Here is a 15,538-nt window from a genome sequence, read left to right as displayed (position 1 = left end):
TTTCGCACTCGTTGTGCGGATTTTGGCAACACGCTTGGCTCAGACCACGCCCTGGAACGCAATCATGTGTTCCGCCAGATGGTTGGCCAGGCGCCGGGCCGCTTCTGGCAGGCGGCGGCCGGCGCGCAGCAAGAGGTGCGTGCGCGCCTCGGCGAGCAGCGGATCGCGCAAGGCTATGAGCCGCATGGCGCCCGCCCTCACATCCTCCTCCACCACGAAGCGCGGCAGGAAGCCCACGCCGAGCCCGCCGGCAATGAAGCGCCGGTGCAGTTCAAAGGAGGTGGTCTCCAGCCGGCTGATGAGGCGAAATCCATGGTCCGCCTCCACACGGCCGAGCATCTGGCGGATGCCGTGGTCCGGCGGGCAGAGGGCGGCGGGCTCAGCCGCGAAGGTGCTCAGGGGCACCGGGCCGGCGCTGCTCTTCAGGGGATGGTCGTGCGGCACCACGGCGAACAGCGGCTGGCGGGCGGTGACGATGCTGCGCACATCCCCATGGCCGGGCGGATTATAGGCCATGCCGATGTCCGCATCCCCCTGCGCGATGGCGGCGAGGATGCCGTCGGTGGTGCTGAGCGTCACCTTGAAGCTCACCCCGCCATAGGTCTGGGCGAAGCGGGCGAGGCCCTGCTCCATGAAATCCACCAGGAAGCCGCCGCCGCAACACAGGCGGACCGTGCCCTGCTCGACGCCCTGGAGGCGGCGCAGCCGGTCTTCCAGGAGGCCCCGCTCGTCGGCCTCCCGCTGGGCATGCTCAGCCACGATGCGGCCCGCCTCCGTCGGCACGACGCCCCGCGGCAGCCGCTCCAGCAGTGGCTGGCCCACCTCGATTTCCAGGTCGATGATCTGCCGGCTCACCGCCGACGCCGCCACATTCAGCACCTCCGCCGCCGCGCGGACGGAGCCGGTGCGCACCACTGCGAGGAGATATTTCAGGGCGCGATCATGCATGGAGTGGCTGGGGCGAGTGGCCAAGGTGAAGATGAGGTGAGACTGGGCCGGATCGCGCGGGAAGTATAGGGCGCGCCGTGCTGCCTCGAAATGCCATGCGCCCTCAACGCCTTAACGGGGCATCTTAAATCCCTGTGCAAGCATCGTCCGTGCGGGGGCGGGCCAGGGGCCGAACTGAAAAAGGCGCCCGAAGGGGCGCCTTTTGCGAAATCAATAACGCGCGGTGGTCAGTTCAGCATATCGCGCCGCATGCGCCAGCCGCCTTCGCCATCCTCGCTCAGCGCCTCCGCCACCTTTGGGTGGCGCACCGGCTCGTCGGAGGTGTCGCGCTCCAGATTCTGCTCGGAGACATAGGCCACATATTCGCTGTCCGCATTCTCGGCCAGCAGGTGGTAGAAAGGCTGGTCCTTGTGCGGCCGGATCTCCTCGGGAATGGCCTGGTACCATTCCTCGGTATTGTCGAAGACCGGGTCCACGTCGAACACCACGCCCCGGAAGGGGAAGTGCTTGTGACGCACCACCTCGCCAATCCTGAACTTCGCCTGGCGCATTTCTCGATCCCGTTCGTCGGGAGATGCCGGCGCGAACGCCGGCTCGCCCGTCCACGAGGCGTTGCTTATGCGCACAGCAGCGCGGCCGGTGCTCCGGGCCTTATCGTCCTGCGGCATGTTCCACCTCCTTGACCTTGGGCGGGACTCACGTCCCGCCGTTCATAAACCGTACACCTTCGCGAGCTCGGCGTCCTTGGCAGCTACGATCCGCGCCAGGTCGACGATCACTTTCGCCTGCTTCCAGGTGGCGTCATCCTGCATCTTGCCGTCGATCATCACCGCGCCCGTGCCGTCGGGCATGGCCTCCAGGATCTTGACCGCGAAGGCCACTTCCGCCGGATCGGGACTGAAGACGCGCTTGGCGATCTCGATCTGGCTCGGGTGCAGCGACCACGCGCCCACGCAGCCCTGAAGGAAGGCGTTGCGGAACTGGCTCTCGCAGGCGGCGGAATCGGAGAAGTCGCCGAACGGCCCGTAGAAGGGCTTGATGCCGTTGGCGGCGCAGGCGTCCACCATCTTGCCCACCGTATAGTGCCAAAGATCCTGCTGGAAGCCTGTGCGGGGCTTGTCGCCATCGGGATCGGCCAGAACCATGTAATCGGGATGGCCGCCGCCCACGCGCGTGGTCTTCATGGCGCGGGAGGCCGCAAGGTCGGCAGGACCAAGGCTCATGCCGTGCATGCGCGGGGAGGCGGCGGCGATCTCCTCCACATTCTTCACGCCCTCGGCGGTCTCCAGGATGGCGTGGATGAGGATGGGCTTGCCCACGGAATGCCGGGCCTCAAGCTGGGCCAGAAGCTGGTCGAGATAGGCGATGTCCCACGGGCCATCCACCTTGGGCAGCATGATGACGTCGAGCTTGGCGCCGATGGCGCCCACGATGTCGATCACATCATCCAGCGCCCAGGGGCTGTTGAGCGCGTTGATACGGGTCCACAGGCCGGTGGAGCCGAAATCCGTGCTCTTGGCCATTTCGATGAAGCCGGCGCGGGCCGCGCCCTTGGCGTCGATCGGGATCGCGTCTTCCAGATTGCCCAGCACCACGTCCACCTGCTTGGCCAGGTCCGGCACCTTGGCGCGCAGCTTCTCCAGGTGCGGGGGCACGAAATGAATCATGCGCTCCAGCCGCACCGGAAGCTCGCGATAGGGCGCGGGCGCCCCGATGGCGAGCGGCTTGAAGAAGTTACGCGGCAATTTCATTGGGATCCCCTCTAGACTGAGGCCAGAATGGGACAGGCACCGGCTTCCGGCAAGAGGTTAGTTGCAGTGCAACATTCGCGCATCCTCCCTTCCCGGTCGGACGAGATGTCGCAGCCTTCCGGGGCCGCTTCCGCCCCCTCTCTTGGCCGGCGCGGGGATGCCCAGCCATCCGGCGCGCGCGGGATCGAGCCCGGTTCAACGGGCGTTCGCCAGCCCGCTGTTTTTGCGTATGTTCCTGACGTGGACCGGAGCCCGATGCGGGCGCGGATGCCCGTGGGAGAGGGAAGCCGCATCGCCGGTGGAGGCGGCAGGGAGGGAGCATGACACGCCTGACACGCCGCGCTTTGCTGGGCGCCACAGCGGGGCTGGCCTTGGTCGGCCGTTCGCCGGCATGGGCCGAGAATTTCTGGGGCCGGCGCCCGTCGGACGGACCCAAGGACTTCATCTTCGGCTATGGCTCGCTCATCAACACGCCCTCCCGCGAGGCCACCGGGCGCGGGCGCATCGATGCGGTGTCGGCGCGGGTCTCGCCTGATTTCGGCTATGTGCGCTCCTGGGTGGCGCGCTCCTCCTCCGGCTTCACGGCGCTGGGCCTGCGCCCCGCCAAGTCCGGTGAAGAACCGAGCAGCATCAATGGCGTGGTCTTCCCCGTGGATGCCGAGAGCCTGCCGCGCTTCGACCGGCGCGAAAGCGGCTATGACCGGGTGGCGGTGCCGCGCGAGGTGATCGAGGGCGTCTCCTGGCAGGGCCTGCCGCCCGACGGCGTCATCTGGGCCTATGTGCCCAAATCCATCACCGCCGCCAGCGCGCCACCGCTCTTGCCCGACGCCGACCATCCCATCGTCCAGTCCTATGTGGACCTGGTGCTGGAGGGGGCGCTGGAATATGGCGCCGAGTTCGCGCGCGAACTGGTGGCCACCACTTTTGATTGGGGGCGCTTCTGGTTGAACGACCGAACCACGGCCCGCCGGCCCTGGATCGCCCTGCCGGAGGCCGGGCGCATTGACGAGATCTTGGCCCGTACCCAGCCCGCCGCGGCGGCCTTCCCGAACCGCCTCTATAGCGAGGACTATGCCGCCCGCATCCTGCGCGCGCCGGCGGCCGAGGGCGTCAAATAGCCCCGGGACTCAGCTTTCCACGAACCCTCAGCTCTCTTCAAAAACCTGCGCGAGGCGGGTCATGAAGGGCTCGTCGGTCTGGTCGATGCGCAGCGGGGTGACGGAGATGCGGCCCTCATCCAGCGCCCGCAGGTCCGAGCCAGGCACGGTGTCGAACACCCGCCGCTCGAAGGCGATCCAGAAATAGGGATTGCCCCGCCCGTCGCGCCGCTCGTCGATGCGCATGAGCTTCTGGTCGCGCTTGCCCTGGGCGGTGACGGCAATGCCGGTCACCTCGTCCACCGGGCGGTCGGGGAAGTTCACATTCATCACGATGCCGGCGGGGATGCCCTCCTCCAGCAGGGTGCGGATGACCTTGGGGGCATGGGCCTCGGCGGTGCCGTAGCTGGGGTTTTCCCGCGTCTTCAGGCCGAAGGCCTGGGACAAAGCGATGGACGGGATGCCGAGGATGGTGCCCTCGATGGCGCCCGCCACCGTGCCGGAATAGCTCACATCCTCGGCGATGTTCTGGCCCCGGTTGACGCCCGAGAGCACCAGGTCAGGCGGCTGGTCGGCGAGCAGATGCCGCACGGCCATGATGACGCAGTCGGTGGGCGTGCCCTTCACGGCAAAGCGCCGCTCGGCCACCTGCCGCAGGCGCAGCGGGTCGCTCAGGGAGAGGGAATGGGCGACGCCCGACTGGTCGAATTCGGGCGCCACCACCCATACGTCGTCGGACAAGGCGGCGGCGATGCGGGCGCAGGCATCGAGCCCCGGCGCATGGATGCCGTCGTCATTGGTCACCAGGATCCGCATGGCCTCTTCCTTGTCTGTGCCGCCTTCGGGGGAGGCGCCTTACTTCACCTTTTCCAGCTTGGTCACGCCGCCCATATAGGGCAGCAGCGCGTCGGGAACGGCGACCGAGCCGTCCTCCTGCTGGTAGGTTTCCAGCACCGCCACCAGCGCCCGGCCCACCGCCACGCCCGAGCCGTTGAGCGTGTGGACGAAGCGCGGGGCCTTGCCGTCCTTGGCCCGAAAGCGGGCATTCATGCGCCGGGCCTGGAAATCGCCGCAGACGGAGCAGGACGAGATTTCCCGGAAGGCGTTCTGGCCGGGCAGCCAGACCTCGATGTCGTAGGTCTTCTGGGAGGCAAAGCCCATGTCGCCGGTGCAGAGCGTCACCACGCGATAATGCAGGTCCAGCTTCTTCAGCACCGCCTCGGCGCAGGCCAGCATGCGCTCATGCTCTTCCTGCGACTTTTCCGGCGTGGTGATGGAGACCAGCTCCACCTTGGTGAACTGGTGCTGGCGGATCATGCCACGCGTGTCGCGCCCCGCCGCGCCCGCTTCCGCCCGGAAGCACGGGGTGCAGGCGGTCAGGCGCATCGGCAGCTCGTCCTCGGAGAGGATGGCCTCGCGGACGAGATTGGTGAGCGGGACTTCGGCGGTGGGGATGAGCCAGAGCCCTTCGGTGGAGAGACGCTCCTTTTCGAGAGCATTTTCGAGCTGTTCGTCTGTGCCGCGAAGGACAGAGGACATGATCTCCGCGGACCCCTCATTGGAGAGCCACCGGGTAGCGAAGAACTGATCGTCCTTGAACTTGGGCAACTGTGCCGTGCCGAACATCACCTCGTCGCGCACCAGCAGCGGCGGGTTGACCTCGGTATAGCCATGCTCGCCGGTGTGCACGTCCAGGAAGAACTGGCCGAGCGCCCGCTCCAGGCGCGCCAGCGACCCCTTATTGACCACGAACCGCGCGCCGGAGAGCTTGGAGGCGGTCTCGAAATCCATCAGCCCGAGGCCTTCACCCACCTCGAAATGCTGCTTGGGCGTGAAGGCATAGGCGCGCTTTTCGCCCACCACGCGCAATTCCACATTGTCGTGCTCGTCCTTGCCCTCCGGCACGCTGGCGAGCGGCACGTTGGGGATGGCGGCAAGCTCGGCGGTGAGGCTCGCCTCAATGGCCTTCACCTCGGCCTCCAGCGCCGGCACGTCTTCCTTGATCCTGGCCACCTCGGCCATGAGGGATGCGGCCTTGGCCTCGTCCTTGGCGGCCTTGGCGGCGCCGATCTCCTTGGAGGCGGCGTTGCGGCGGGCGAGCAGGCCCTCCAGCGTGGTCAGGCGGGCGCGGCGGTCCTCGTCGAGGCCGATGAGCCGGTCGCGCAGCGCCACCGCTTCCGCCTGCGGCACCTGCCGGCGCACCAGCGCCTCAACCAGGCCCTCGGGCGCCTCGCGAATCCACTTGATGTCGTGCATGGGACCGAACTCCGGGACCGAAAGCCGGGCGCCGGCCCTCAACTGGCAAGGCCGCGCGCGCAAAGCCGCGCGGCCGGGGAGGGGGCCGTCGCCCGAGGACGAAAAGGGCGAAGGCCGCGTGCCGTCAGCTGGCCGAGGAGGCCTCGCGTGCCGCCTCTTCCGCCGCCCGGCGCTTCTCGACCAAGCGCACCAGATAGACGGAGACCTCGTAGAGAAGCAGCGTCGGGATCGCAAGGGCGAGCTGCGAGACCACGTCCGGCGGGGTCAGCACGGCGGCGAGGATGAACACGCCGACGATGGCATAGCGCCGCGCCTTCTTGAGCTGGTCGGACGTGAGAATGCCGATGCGCGCCAGAAGGGTGAGAATCACCGGCAGCTGGAAGCACACGCCGAAGGCCAGGATCAGCGTGGTGATGAGCGAGAGATATTCGCTCACCTTGGGCAGCAGCGAGATTTCCGCGCGCCCGTCTCCCCCCGCCTGCTGCATGGACAGGAAGTAGGTCATGGCCAGCGGCATGGCGACGAAATAGACGAACATCGCGCCCAGCAGGAAGCAGATGGGGGTCGCGATCAGATAGGGCCGGAAGGCCGCTTTCTCATGCTTGTAGAGCCCCGGCGCCATGAACATGTAGACCTGCGTCGCCACCACCGGGAAGGAGATGAAGGCGGCGCCGAACATGCCCAGCTTGATCTGGGTGAACAGGAATTCCTGGGGCGCGGTGTAGATCAGCTTCACGCCCGGCGCGAAGCCCGAGGCGAACTCATAGGGCCACAGCAGGATGTTGTAGATCTGCTTGGCGAACATGAAGCAGGCGAAGAAGGCCACCAGGAAGGCTATGATCGACTTGATGAGCCGCGAACGCAGTTCAATCAAATGCTCGATCAGCGGCGCCTTCGAGGCGTCGATGTCATCCTCCTCGCTCATGCGGAGTGTCCGGGTCTTTGAGAGAGAGGATCATCCGCCTCGGGCGTGGACGCCGGGTCGGACGGAAGAGACGGATCCACGGGCACCGTTGCGCCCTCTGCCGGCGCCTCAAGGGCAGCGGTCGAGAGGGGCGCCGGCTCTGCGGGCACCGCCTCGGGGAAATCGAACACCGGCTCGGCCGGCGGCTCGGGCAGGGGCAGGATAAGGTCCGTCAACGGCGCAGCGACCGGCGCGGCGCGGGCGATGGCGGGGTTCACGCCCTTCTCGACGGCGGCGCGAATCTCGTCGCGCACCGCCTGGAGCGGATCGGGCAGGGGCGCCGGCTCCACGGGAAGGGTGGGCGCGGCCTCCACGGTTGCGGGAGTTGCCGTCGCGGCGGGAGCGGCGATGCCGGTCACCGTCGAGCGGATTTCCTCGCGAATGGAGCGCAGGGGATCGAACACCTCGGTGCCGGGGAAGGTCTTGCGGGCGCCTTCCGCGATGTCGCCGATTTCCTTCCGGACTTCGGACAGCTCTGCTTCCCTAAGGGCATCCTGGAATTGGCCCTGGAACTCGCCCGCCATGCGGCGGACCTTGGTAACCGTCCGCCCCACCGTGCGCAGCACGGAGGGCAGCTCCTTGGGGCCGATGACGATCAGCGCAACAACGCCAATCAGCATCAGCTCAGACCAGCCGATGTCGAACATAGGAGGCTACCCGCCGGCGGCGCTCAGGCCGCCCTCCCTGCCTTGGTGACGCAAACCGCGATCAGACCGGCTTCTTCTCACCCTCGGGCGCAGTGGTGGTCTGGTGCGGAATGTTCCGCGGCGCCTCGGGGGCGGCCGGGGTCTGGCTGGGCGGCGTGGTGTCGTCCTCCGCCATGCCCTTCTTGAACGACTTGATGCCCTTGGCCACGTCGCCCATGAGGTCGGAAATCTTGCCGCGCCCGAACAGCAGGAGCACCACGACCAGCACCACGATCCAGTGCCAGATGCTCATCGAACCCATCACTCACCCTCCGTGAGAACTCTTATGATTGGAGGCGGCGGCGCCGGCTCTCCCGTTTCGAACGGCGACACTAGGACCCGGAAGAGGCGAAAACAAGGACTTCCCCCGGATCCACCGCGATGCCCACATCCTGGCCTGGCCTTGCGTCACCCGCCTGGCGCAGGCGGATCACCAGGGGGCGGTCCAGATCGGCGAAAGATACCTCCACCAGTTCCAGCTCGCCCAGGAACCGCCGGTCGCGCACCCGTCCCGTCGGCCCCTCTCCCGCCGGGCGCAGCGAAAGCCCTTGCGGGCGCACGGCCACCACCGCCCGCCCATCGGCGAGATCGGGCGCCGCGAACACGCCGAGCGGGCTTTCCACCCGGCCACCGCGCACCACCCCCGGCACCTCGTTGAGCTCGCAAAAGAAACGGGCAACCCCAAGGTCCGCCGGCGTGCGGTAAAGCGCCTCCGGCCGGTCCATCTGCACCAGTTCGCCGTCCCGCACCAAGGCGATGCGGTCGGCGAGGCGCATGGCTTCCTCGGGATCGTGGGTGACGATCATGCAGGTGGCGCGCGCCTCCCGCAGCACCCCCAGCGTCTGCGCCCGCACCTGATCGCGCAGGCGCCGATCGAGGCCGGAAAAGGGCTCGTCCAGCAACAGGATGCCCGGGCGGGGGGCAAGGGCGCGGGCGAGCGCGATGCGTTGCTGCTGGCCGCCGGACAATTCATGGGGATAGGCCGCGGCCGCATCGGCCAGCCCCACACGCTCCAGCGCCCGGCGCGCCTCGCCTTCTGCCTCCGCGCGGCCGAGGCGGGCAAGGCCGAACATCACATTCTGGAGATTGGTCATGTGCGGGAAGAGGGCATAGTCCTGGAACACCAGCCCGACGCCCCGCTGCTCCGGCGGCACGAAGACGGAGGGGCCGGCCATTTCCTGCCCATCAATGCGCACGCTGCCCGATTGCGGCCGCTCGATGCCGGCGGCCAGGCGCAGCAGCGAAGTCTTGCCGCAGCCCGATTGCCCGAGCAGGCACATGACCTCGCCCGGCAGCAAATGCAGGCTCACTCCGCGCACGGCTTCCTTCGCGCCATAGGACAGGCGCACCGCCTCGAAGGCGAGGTCCTTGGCGATGGAGGCGGGCGTACGCTGGCGCAGGGCCATGGCATGGGCTCCCAAATTCGGTCCGTCCCGCTCTAGCCTACCTTGCGCAGGTGGAAGGTCAGCACGCCCTCGGTCACCTCCCGGCCTTCGACCCGATTTCCGGTCTCGTGCATGAGGTGGGGTATGTCGATGGCCGACATGGGGTCGGTGCACAGCACGGTCAGCCGCGCGCCGGCGGGAAGGCCCGCAAAGGCCTTGCGGGTGCGCAGGACGGGCAGGGGGCATTTCAGCCCCCGAAGGTCGAGCACCGGGGCCGGTTCGGCCAAGTCGGCCGGTTCCGCTGCCCCGCTCCCGCTCACGCCGCCTGGTCCTTCAGCCGGCCGAGGCTCTCTTCGCGGCCGAGCACGGTGAGCACGTCGAAGATGGGCGGCGAGGTGGTGCGTCCCGTGAGGGCGGCTCGCAGCGGCTGGGCGACGGCGCCGAGCTTGACGCCGGCCTCCTGGGCATAGGCACGCACCACGCCTTCGGTCGCGGCGGCGGTCCATTCGGACGCCTCCAGCGCCGGGAGCAGCTTGGCGAGATGCCCGCGCGCCTCGTCGGTGAGGAGCGCGGCGGCCTTCTCCTCGATGGGCAAGGGCCGCTCGGCGAACAGGAATTCCGCGCTGTCCAGAAGTTCCACCAGGGTCTTGGCCCGCTCCTTCAAGCCCGGCATGGCCGCCAGCAACTGCGCCCGGCGCTCCGGCGTCATGCGGGCCAGGCGCACCTTCGCGTCCGGCAGATGGGGCAGCAGGGCCTCCACCGCCTCCAGCAATTCCGCGTCCGGGGTGGCGCGCATATACTGGCCGTTGAGGTTTTCGAGCTTGGCGAAGTCGAAGCGGGCGGCCGAGCGGCCGACCTTGTCGAGATCAAAATGCTCCACCATCTCGGCGGTCGAGAAGACCTCCTGGTCGCCATGGCTCCAGCCCAGGCGCACCAGATAGTTGCGCAGCGCCGCCGGCAGATAGCCCATGTCGCGATAGGCATCGACGCCCAGCGCCCCATGGCGCTTGGAAAGCTTGGCGCCGTCCGGCCCGTGGATCAGGGGAATGTGCGCCATGGCCGGCACGTCCCAGCCGAGCGCGCGATAGATCTGGGTCTGGCGGGCCGCATTGGTGAGGTGATCGTCGCCCCGGATGATGTGGGTGACGCCCATGTCATGGTCATCAACCACCACCGCCAGCATATAAGTGGGGGTGCCATCGGAGCGCAGCAGGACCAAGTCGTCCAGGTCCTTGTTGGGGAAGGTGACGGTGCCCTGCACCATGTCCTCGATCACCGTCTCGCCCTCGCGGGGGGGCTTGAGGCGGATCACGGGCTTGCGGTCGGTCGGGAATTCGGAGGGATCACGATCGCGCCAGCGGCCGTCATAGCGCGGCGGACGGCCCTCCTTTCGGGCGGTCTCGCGCATCTCGTCCAGCTCTTCCGGGGTGGCGAAGCAGGGATAGGCATTGCCGCGCGCCAGCATCTCCGCCACCGCCGCCTGGTGCCGCTCGGCCCGCGCGAACTGGTAGATGACCTCGCCGTCCCAATCGATGCCCATCCAGCGCAGGCCGTCGATGATGGCGTCGATGGCTTCCGTGGTGGAGCGCTGGCGGTCCGTATCCTCGATGCGCAGCAGCATCCGGCCGCCCTTGGCCTTGGCATAGAGCCAGTTGAACAGCGCCGTGCGGGCGCCGCCGATATGCAGGAAGCCGGTGGGGGAGGGGGCAAAACGGGTGACGATATCGGACATCAGGCTCGGCCGCGGGAGGGTTCCAGGGCGCGCCGACCGCCGTCGGTCAGGGACGGCTGGCGCAGGATCGGCGCCCATGTAGCATAGGCGCACACCCGAAGGAACGCGCCGCATGGATCGGGGGGCGGACGAGGGCAGGGACAGGAACCGGACGGGCCGGGCGCCGCCGCGCGCCGGCGCCGCCGTGGGGGTCCTTGCGCCCGAGCTCAGCCTCGCCTTGCCCGGCGCCACCCTTCTGGAGCGCCTGCGGGCGCGCCTTCTGGCCGATCTGTGGGCTGAGGTCGGGTCCGGGCGCCTGATCTTGTGGCTGCCCGTGGCCTTTGTGTGCGGGATCCTGGCCTATTTCGGCGCCGACCGCGAGCCCTCCCTTTGGGCGGCGGGCGGGGCGCTTCTCGCCGCGATGAGCTTCGCGGCTCTTGCCCGCGCCCGCCCGCTCTCCTTTGCCCTCCTTTGTGGCACCGCCGCCTTTTTCTGCGGCTTCTTCATCGCGACCGCCCAGACGGCCCGCATCGCCCATCCGGTCATCGCTCCGCCCGAGGGTCCCGTGCGCTTCACGGGCTATGTGGAAGCCCGCGAGCGCCGTGCCACGGCGGACCGGGTCGTGCTTTATGTGGTCCGTGCGGAGGGGCGTGGGCTTGCCGAGGTGCCCCAACGGGTGCGCCTCTCTCTTCTACGTGGGTCGGCCCCGCCGGAGGGGAGTCCCATCAGCCAATTGGCGCGCCTTCTGCCGCCTTTCGGCCCGGCCATGCCGGGCGCGCACGACTTCGGCCGCATGCCCTGGTTCGACGGCATCGGCGCCGTGGGGTTCGGCCTCGGGCGGCCTCGGGTTGCGCGCATCGACACGCCCCCGCCCCTTTCCGTGAAGGGAGCGGCGGCGCTGGCTGACGTGCGGCGCGCACTCGCGACGCGCATCCGCGCCGTCCTCACCGGCCCGCCGGCCGACATTGCCGTCGCCCTGGTCACGGGCGAACGCGCCTCCATCGCGCCGGAGGTGGAGGAAAGCATGCGCCAGTCCGGCCTCACCCATGTGCTGTCCATCTCCGGGCTGCATATGGCCATGGTGGCCGGCACGCTCTTCGCCCTGGTGCGGGCCGGCCTTGCCCTGTTTCCCCCTTTGGCCTTGTCCTTCCCGGTGAAGTCCGTGGCCGCGGGCGCGGCGCTGCTGGGAAGCGCGGGCTATCTGGCTTTGTCGGGCAATGACGAGCCGGCACAGCGCTCCTTCATCATGGCGGCAGTGGTGCTGCTGGGCATTCTGGTGGGCCGGGCGGCCTTGAACCTGCGGACCGTCGCGGTGGCCGGCGTCCTGGTGCTGGCGGTCTCGCCAGTGTCCGTGCTCGATCCCGGTACCCAGATGTCGTTTGCCGCAACCCTGGCCCTGGTGGCGGCCTATGAGCGGGGACGCCCCCTCTTCGCCCGGCGCCCGGTGGAGGGGCTGCCGGCCCGACTGGCGATGAAGGCGCTGGCCTTTTTCGGCGCGCTCGCCTTCACCTCCCTGGTGGCGGGCCTGGCCACCGCGCCGTTCGGCGCCATGCATTTCCAGCGGCTGGCCCCCTATGGGCTGCTCGCCAATCTGATCGCCATGCCCGCAGTGTCGGTCCTCGTCATGCCGTTCGGCCTGCTGGGTGTGCTGCTGTTGCCCTTCGGATGGGACAGCCTCGCCTGGCCCGCCATGGGGCTCGGCATCGAGGTGATGCTGTCCGTCTCAGACCATGTGGCGGCGTTGCCGGGCGCTTCCCTCCACACCCAGGTGGTGGGGGCGGGGTCGGCAGGGCTGGCCGCCCTTGCGCTCGCCACGGCCTGCCTCCTGCGGGGCAGCCTCACCTGGTTCGCCCTGCTGCCGGCGGGGTGTGCCCTTCTGCTTGCGGGGCCGCCGCAACGGTTCGATGTGCTGGTGGCGCCAGACGCCCGGACCCTGGCCGTGCGGACGTCGGATGGACTGCTCTCCATCGCCGGTGCGGGCAGCAATCGGTTCCTCGCCGAACAATGGTTGAACAGGGAGGGGGATGCCCGAAAAGCCAGTGACAAGGGCCTCGCTGCAGCCTTCCGTTGCACCCGGGCCGTGTGTACGGCGCTTATGCCGGGCGGGGGGACCATCGCCCTGGTGCGACGGGGCGAGGCGTTGGCCTCCGCCTGCGCCACGGCCGAGATGGTGGTGACCCCGGTGCGCCCCGCCAGCCCATGCGCAGCGCGCCTCTTCACGCCGCAGAACCTCGCGGCGGGCGGAACGCTCGGCCTCGTGCGTGCTCCGAACGGGAGCTGGCGCGAGGTTTCGAGCCGCCCCGCGCGCACCCAAAGGCCCTGGATGCCCCGGCGCCCGGAGGGGGAGGCAACGCCATCAGAGGCGCCCGCCGACAGTTCGGTGGCCGCCCAGGAGGATGCCGCCAGCGCCGGCCGTTAGGCCCCCGGGCGCCGTTCAAGCCCGCTGTCGTCAAGGGCAGGCGCGGCACCGCAGCCGGTGCATCTCAGCGGTCCCTTGAACCTCGGACATGCACCGCCTTGGGCGAACCTGCTCTCCCCAAACGATCGCGCGCGATCCCGGCGGTCAGGCCGAGCGGGCCACGCGCTCCGCGGCGCGGGCGGCGCGCTCGGTCAAGGCGCGCGCGAGCACTTTGGGCAATTGCCGGCGGGATTTCACGCGCGGCAAGTCCAGTTCCACCGCGGGACGGGTTCTGCCGGGGAAGTCGGCCGCATTGTCGAAGGTCTCGCGCTCGAGATTGTCGATGAAGGTCTCGGCGGGAAGGGCTTCGGCATAGATCAGGTCGTGGTCCTGAAGCTCCACATGGTAATAGGTGAAGGTCTCCGGCAGGTCCCGGTGCCGGGTGATGGTGACGCCATTCACCAGCGCGCCCGCCTGGATCAGCATGCCGCCGATGAAGAAGGCGTGGTCGGGGGAGACGAAGAGGTCGCGCGCCGGCAGGCCACGGCCCAAGGCGTCCGGCCGGATGTGGATGGGCAGGGCGGTGAGGGGATGGGCGAGGCGGGTCTCAACCGCGCGCCGTCCAAGCCACAGCACGGGCTTGGCCTCCCCCGTCGTGGTCAGAACAAGGTCGCCGGCCTTCAGCGTCTCCACCGGCACTTCGCCCGAGGGCGTGCGGATCAGTGTGCCCTGGAGGAAGCACGCCAATTCGTCATAGGTGTATTTATCATACCTGCCTTCGCTATTCTTGAAATAAAAATACTCGACATTGGTCGTTATGACATCCTGCTTACCCTCCATGTAGAAGGTCATGACATGGCCGGATGAATAGAAATCTACGGTGTATGAGCTGAGAGCATTCTCGAAATAGACAGAGTCTGTTCCCGTATCTCCTTCAACGTACATTTTATTTGCATTTTCGGCAAAAAAATTGTCCTCACCTCCGCCGCCCGAGAAGTTCAGGGTCCCTTGGTAGCTGCCCCCGTAAAAGCTGTCGTCTGCTGTCCCGCCATATGCGGCCAGGGTTGAGGCGCCGCTTCCTCCCTCGCCCGCGAGGAAAGCGTTGTACCCCTCTCCGCCGTAGAAATTGACGTTACCGGTGGCGAAATCGCCGGAGAAATATTCGTCCCCGTCACCGCCGAAGAAATTCACCGTCCCCGTAGCGCTGCCACCAAAAAAGGCGTTGTTCCCGTCGTCGCCGTAGAAGGTCGCGTCTTTCGACTCCTCGGCGTACAACTCGTCATCGCCATCGCCGCCGTAAAACACAGTGCCCTGGGACTGTTCGGCATGCAGCACATCCTGACCGGCGTCGCCATAGACCGTGGAGGATGACGTGCCCGCGGCCCACATCTCGTCATTGCCGCCATTGCCATGGAGCGTCAGATCGTTGAAATTGATCGATTGCGAGTAGGTCGCGTTGATATTGTCGGCCCCTGAAGAGCCTTGGACGGTTTCACCGTTATAGGACGCAAAATAGTTGGACGTTCCATGCGCCGCAATGGCGAGCTGGTCATACGTGTATTCTTCGTAACGGCCAATGCTATTCTTAAAGTAAAACGTTTCCACATCCACTGCCGTGACGCTTTGCTGCCCCTCGATCGTGAGCGTCACAGAGTGCGTTGATGTATCAAAGGTTATGGCATAGGCGCCAAGCAGAGAGTCAAAGACCACGACATCTTCACCCTCTCCTCCATCCGCCACCATGTGGTCGGCTGTGCGGGCAACAAACAGGTCATCACTGCCTCCGCCATAGAATTCCAGCGTACCTTGATGGCTGCCACCGTAGAAGGTGTCGCCATCGCCACCACCATAGGCATAGACGCTTGTCGAGGTGTCCGGTGCCCCACCCGCGAAGAAGGCATTGGCGCCATCGCCACCATAGAACGAGAAATTGCCCGATCCCGTCCCGGCGTAGAACGTATCGTCCTCGCCCTCGCCATAAACGGAGATGTTTCCTTGGCCGTTGTCTCCGTAGAAGCTGTTATGCCCGCTGCCGCCGTAGAATGTTCCTTCGTCCGAATTGTCGGCATGCAGAATGTCGTTTCCATCGCCCCCGTAAAAGTCCGTCTTATAGGACGAGGCGGCATGGAGCGTATCGTCACCCGCATCACCATAAATGGTGGAGAGGGATGTCTGGGCGGCGTCGATCTGGTCGTCTCCGCCGTTACCGTTAATCGTCAGATTGTTGAAGCTCTCCAGCGACCTGTTGGTCGCGGTGATGTTGTCGTCCTCTTCGGTTCCAGTGACGACTTGGTTGTTTTCCGACGTATAGATATCAGCCATCCCCATCCCCCACTCGGCGA

At 67.4% G+C, this 15,538-nt stretch carries 14 protein-coding genes; 2 read left to right on the top strand and 12 right to left on the bottom strand.

Annotated elements, in window-relative coordinates; genetic code table 11:
- Window positions 1-39: 39 nt before the first annotated feature.
- The 3 genes from ACT54L_RS15420 to ACT54L_RS15410 form a co-directional block, all read right to left on the bottom strand.
- Window positions 40-948 (bottom strand): LysR family transcriptional regulator, encoded by a 909-nt coding sequence (locus ACT54L_RS15420; RefSeq protein WP_476086514.1) that lies wholly within the window; start codon window positions 946-948, stop codon window positions 40-42.
- A 227-nt stretch (window positions 949-1,175) separates the two neighbouring features.
- The gene (gene hspQ, locus ACT54L_RS15415) at window positions 1,176-1,499 is read right to left on the bottom strand and encodes a heat shock protein HspQ (protein WP_209105436.1); all 324 of its coding nucleotides are present in this window, start codon (window positions 1,497-1,499) and stop codon (window positions 1,176-1,178) included.
- A 159-nt stretch (window positions 1,500-1,658) separates the two neighbouring features.
- On the bottom strand, window positions 1,659-2,699 hold the full coding sequence (locus ACT54L_RS15410) for an HpcH/HpaI aldolase/citrate lyase family protein (RefSeq protein ID WP_476086513.1): 1,041 nt from the start codon (window positions 2,697-2,699) through the stop codon (window positions 1,659-1,661).
- 320 nt (window positions 2,700-3,019) lie between these two features.
- Between ACT54L_RS15410 and ACT54L_RS15405 the strand changes: the two genes are divergently transcribed.
- The gene (locus ACT54L_RS15405) at window positions 3,020-3,817 is read left to right on the top strand and encodes a gamma-glutamylcyclotransferase family protein (protein ID WP_476086512.1); all 798 of its coding nucleotides are present in this window, start codon (window positions 3,020-3,022) and stop codon (window positions 3,815-3,817) included.
- Window positions 3,818-3,844: 27 nt separating this feature from the next.
- Here ACT54L_RS15405 and surE read toward each other — a convergent pair whose 3' ends face one another.
- From surE to gltX, 8 genes are all read right to left on the bottom strand, one after another.
- Window positions 3,845-4,612, bottom strand: a complete 768-nt coding sequence (gene surE / locus ACT54L_RS15400) for a 5'/3'-nucleotidase SurE (RefSeq protein ID WP_476086511.1) — start codon at window positions 4,610-4,612, stop codon at window positions 3,845-3,847.
- A gap of 39 nt (window positions 4,613-4,651) precedes the next feature.
- On the bottom strand, window positions 4,652-6,052 hold the full coding sequence (gene serS / locus ACT54L_RS15395; protein WP_476086510.1) for a serine--tRNA ligase: 1,401 nt from the start codon (window positions 6,050-6,052) through the stop codon (window positions 4,652-4,654).
- A gap of 124 nt (window positions 6,053-6,176) precedes the next feature.
- Window positions 6,177-6,977, bottom strand: coding sequence for a twin-arginine translocase subunit TatC (gene tatC / locus ACT54L_RS15390; RefSeq protein ID WP_476086509.1), 801 nt, complete (start codon window positions 6,975-6,977; stop codon window positions 6,177-6,179).
- Window positions 6,974-7,663 carry a Sec-independent protein translocase protein TatB gene (gene tatB / locus ACT54L_RS15385; RefSeq protein WP_476086508.1) on the bottom strand — a complete coding sequence of 230 codons (690 nt, stop codon included), beginning with the start codon at window positions 7,661-7,663 and terminating at the stop codon, window positions 6,974-6,976. Before tatB ends, tatC begins: the two co-directional genes overlap by 4 nt.
- 61 nt (window positions 7,664-7,724) lie before the next feature.
- Complete coding sequence (locus ACT54L_RS15380) at window positions 7,725-7,964, bottom strand: twin-arginine translocase TatA/TatE family subunit (RefSeq protein ID WP_476086507.1); 240 nt, start codon at window positions 7,962-7,964, stop codon at window positions 7,725-7,727.
- A gap of 70 nt (window positions 7,965-8,034) precedes the next feature.
- On the bottom strand, window positions 8,035-9,108 hold the full coding sequence (locus tag ACT54L_RS15375; RefSeq protein WP_476086506.1) for an ABC transporter ATP-binding protein: 1,074 nt from the start codon (window positions 9,106-9,108) through the stop codon (window positions 8,035-8,037).
- Between the two features lie 32 nt (window positions 9,109-9,140).
- Window positions 9,141-9,374: a sulfurtransferase TusA family protein gene (locus tag ACT54L_RS15370; RefSeq protein WP_476086505.1), complete on the bottom strand. Its 234-nt coding sequence runs from the start codon at window positions 9,372-9,374 to the stop codon at window positions 9,141-9,143.
- Window positions 9,375-9,403: 29 nt separating this feature from the next.
- Window positions 9,404-10,819, bottom strand: coding sequence for a glutamate--tRNA ligase (gene gltX, locus ACT54L_RS15365; protein WP_476086504.1), 1,416 nt, complete (start codon window positions 10,817-10,819; stop codon window positions 9,404-9,406).
- A gap of 112 nt (window positions 10,820-10,931) precedes the next feature.
- Between gltX and ACT54L_RS15360 the strand changes: the two genes are divergently transcribed.
- Window positions 10,932-13,217 (top strand): ComEC/Rec2 family competence protein, encoded by a 2,286-nt coding sequence (locus tag ACT54L_RS15360; protein WP_476086503.1) that lies wholly within the window; start codon window positions 10,932-10,934, stop codon window positions 13,215-13,217.
- 144 nt (window positions 13,218-13,361) lie between these two features.
- On the opposite strand, the gene ACT54L_RS15355 is transcribed toward ACT54L_RS15360, so the two are convergent.
- Window positions 13,362-15,518 (bottom strand): Hint domain-containing protein, encoded by a 2,157-nt coding sequence (locus ACT54L_RS15355; protein WP_476086502.1) that lies wholly within the window; start codon window positions 15,516-15,518, stop codon window positions 13,362-13,364.
- Window positions 15,519-15,538 lie beyond the last annotated feature (20 nt).

It is taken from the genome of Aquabacter sp. DMC10 (assembly GCF_056314145.1).
The sequence above is the reverse complement of the archived record's forward strand: the minus strand, read 5'-3'. Positions and strand labels throughout refer to the sequence as shown.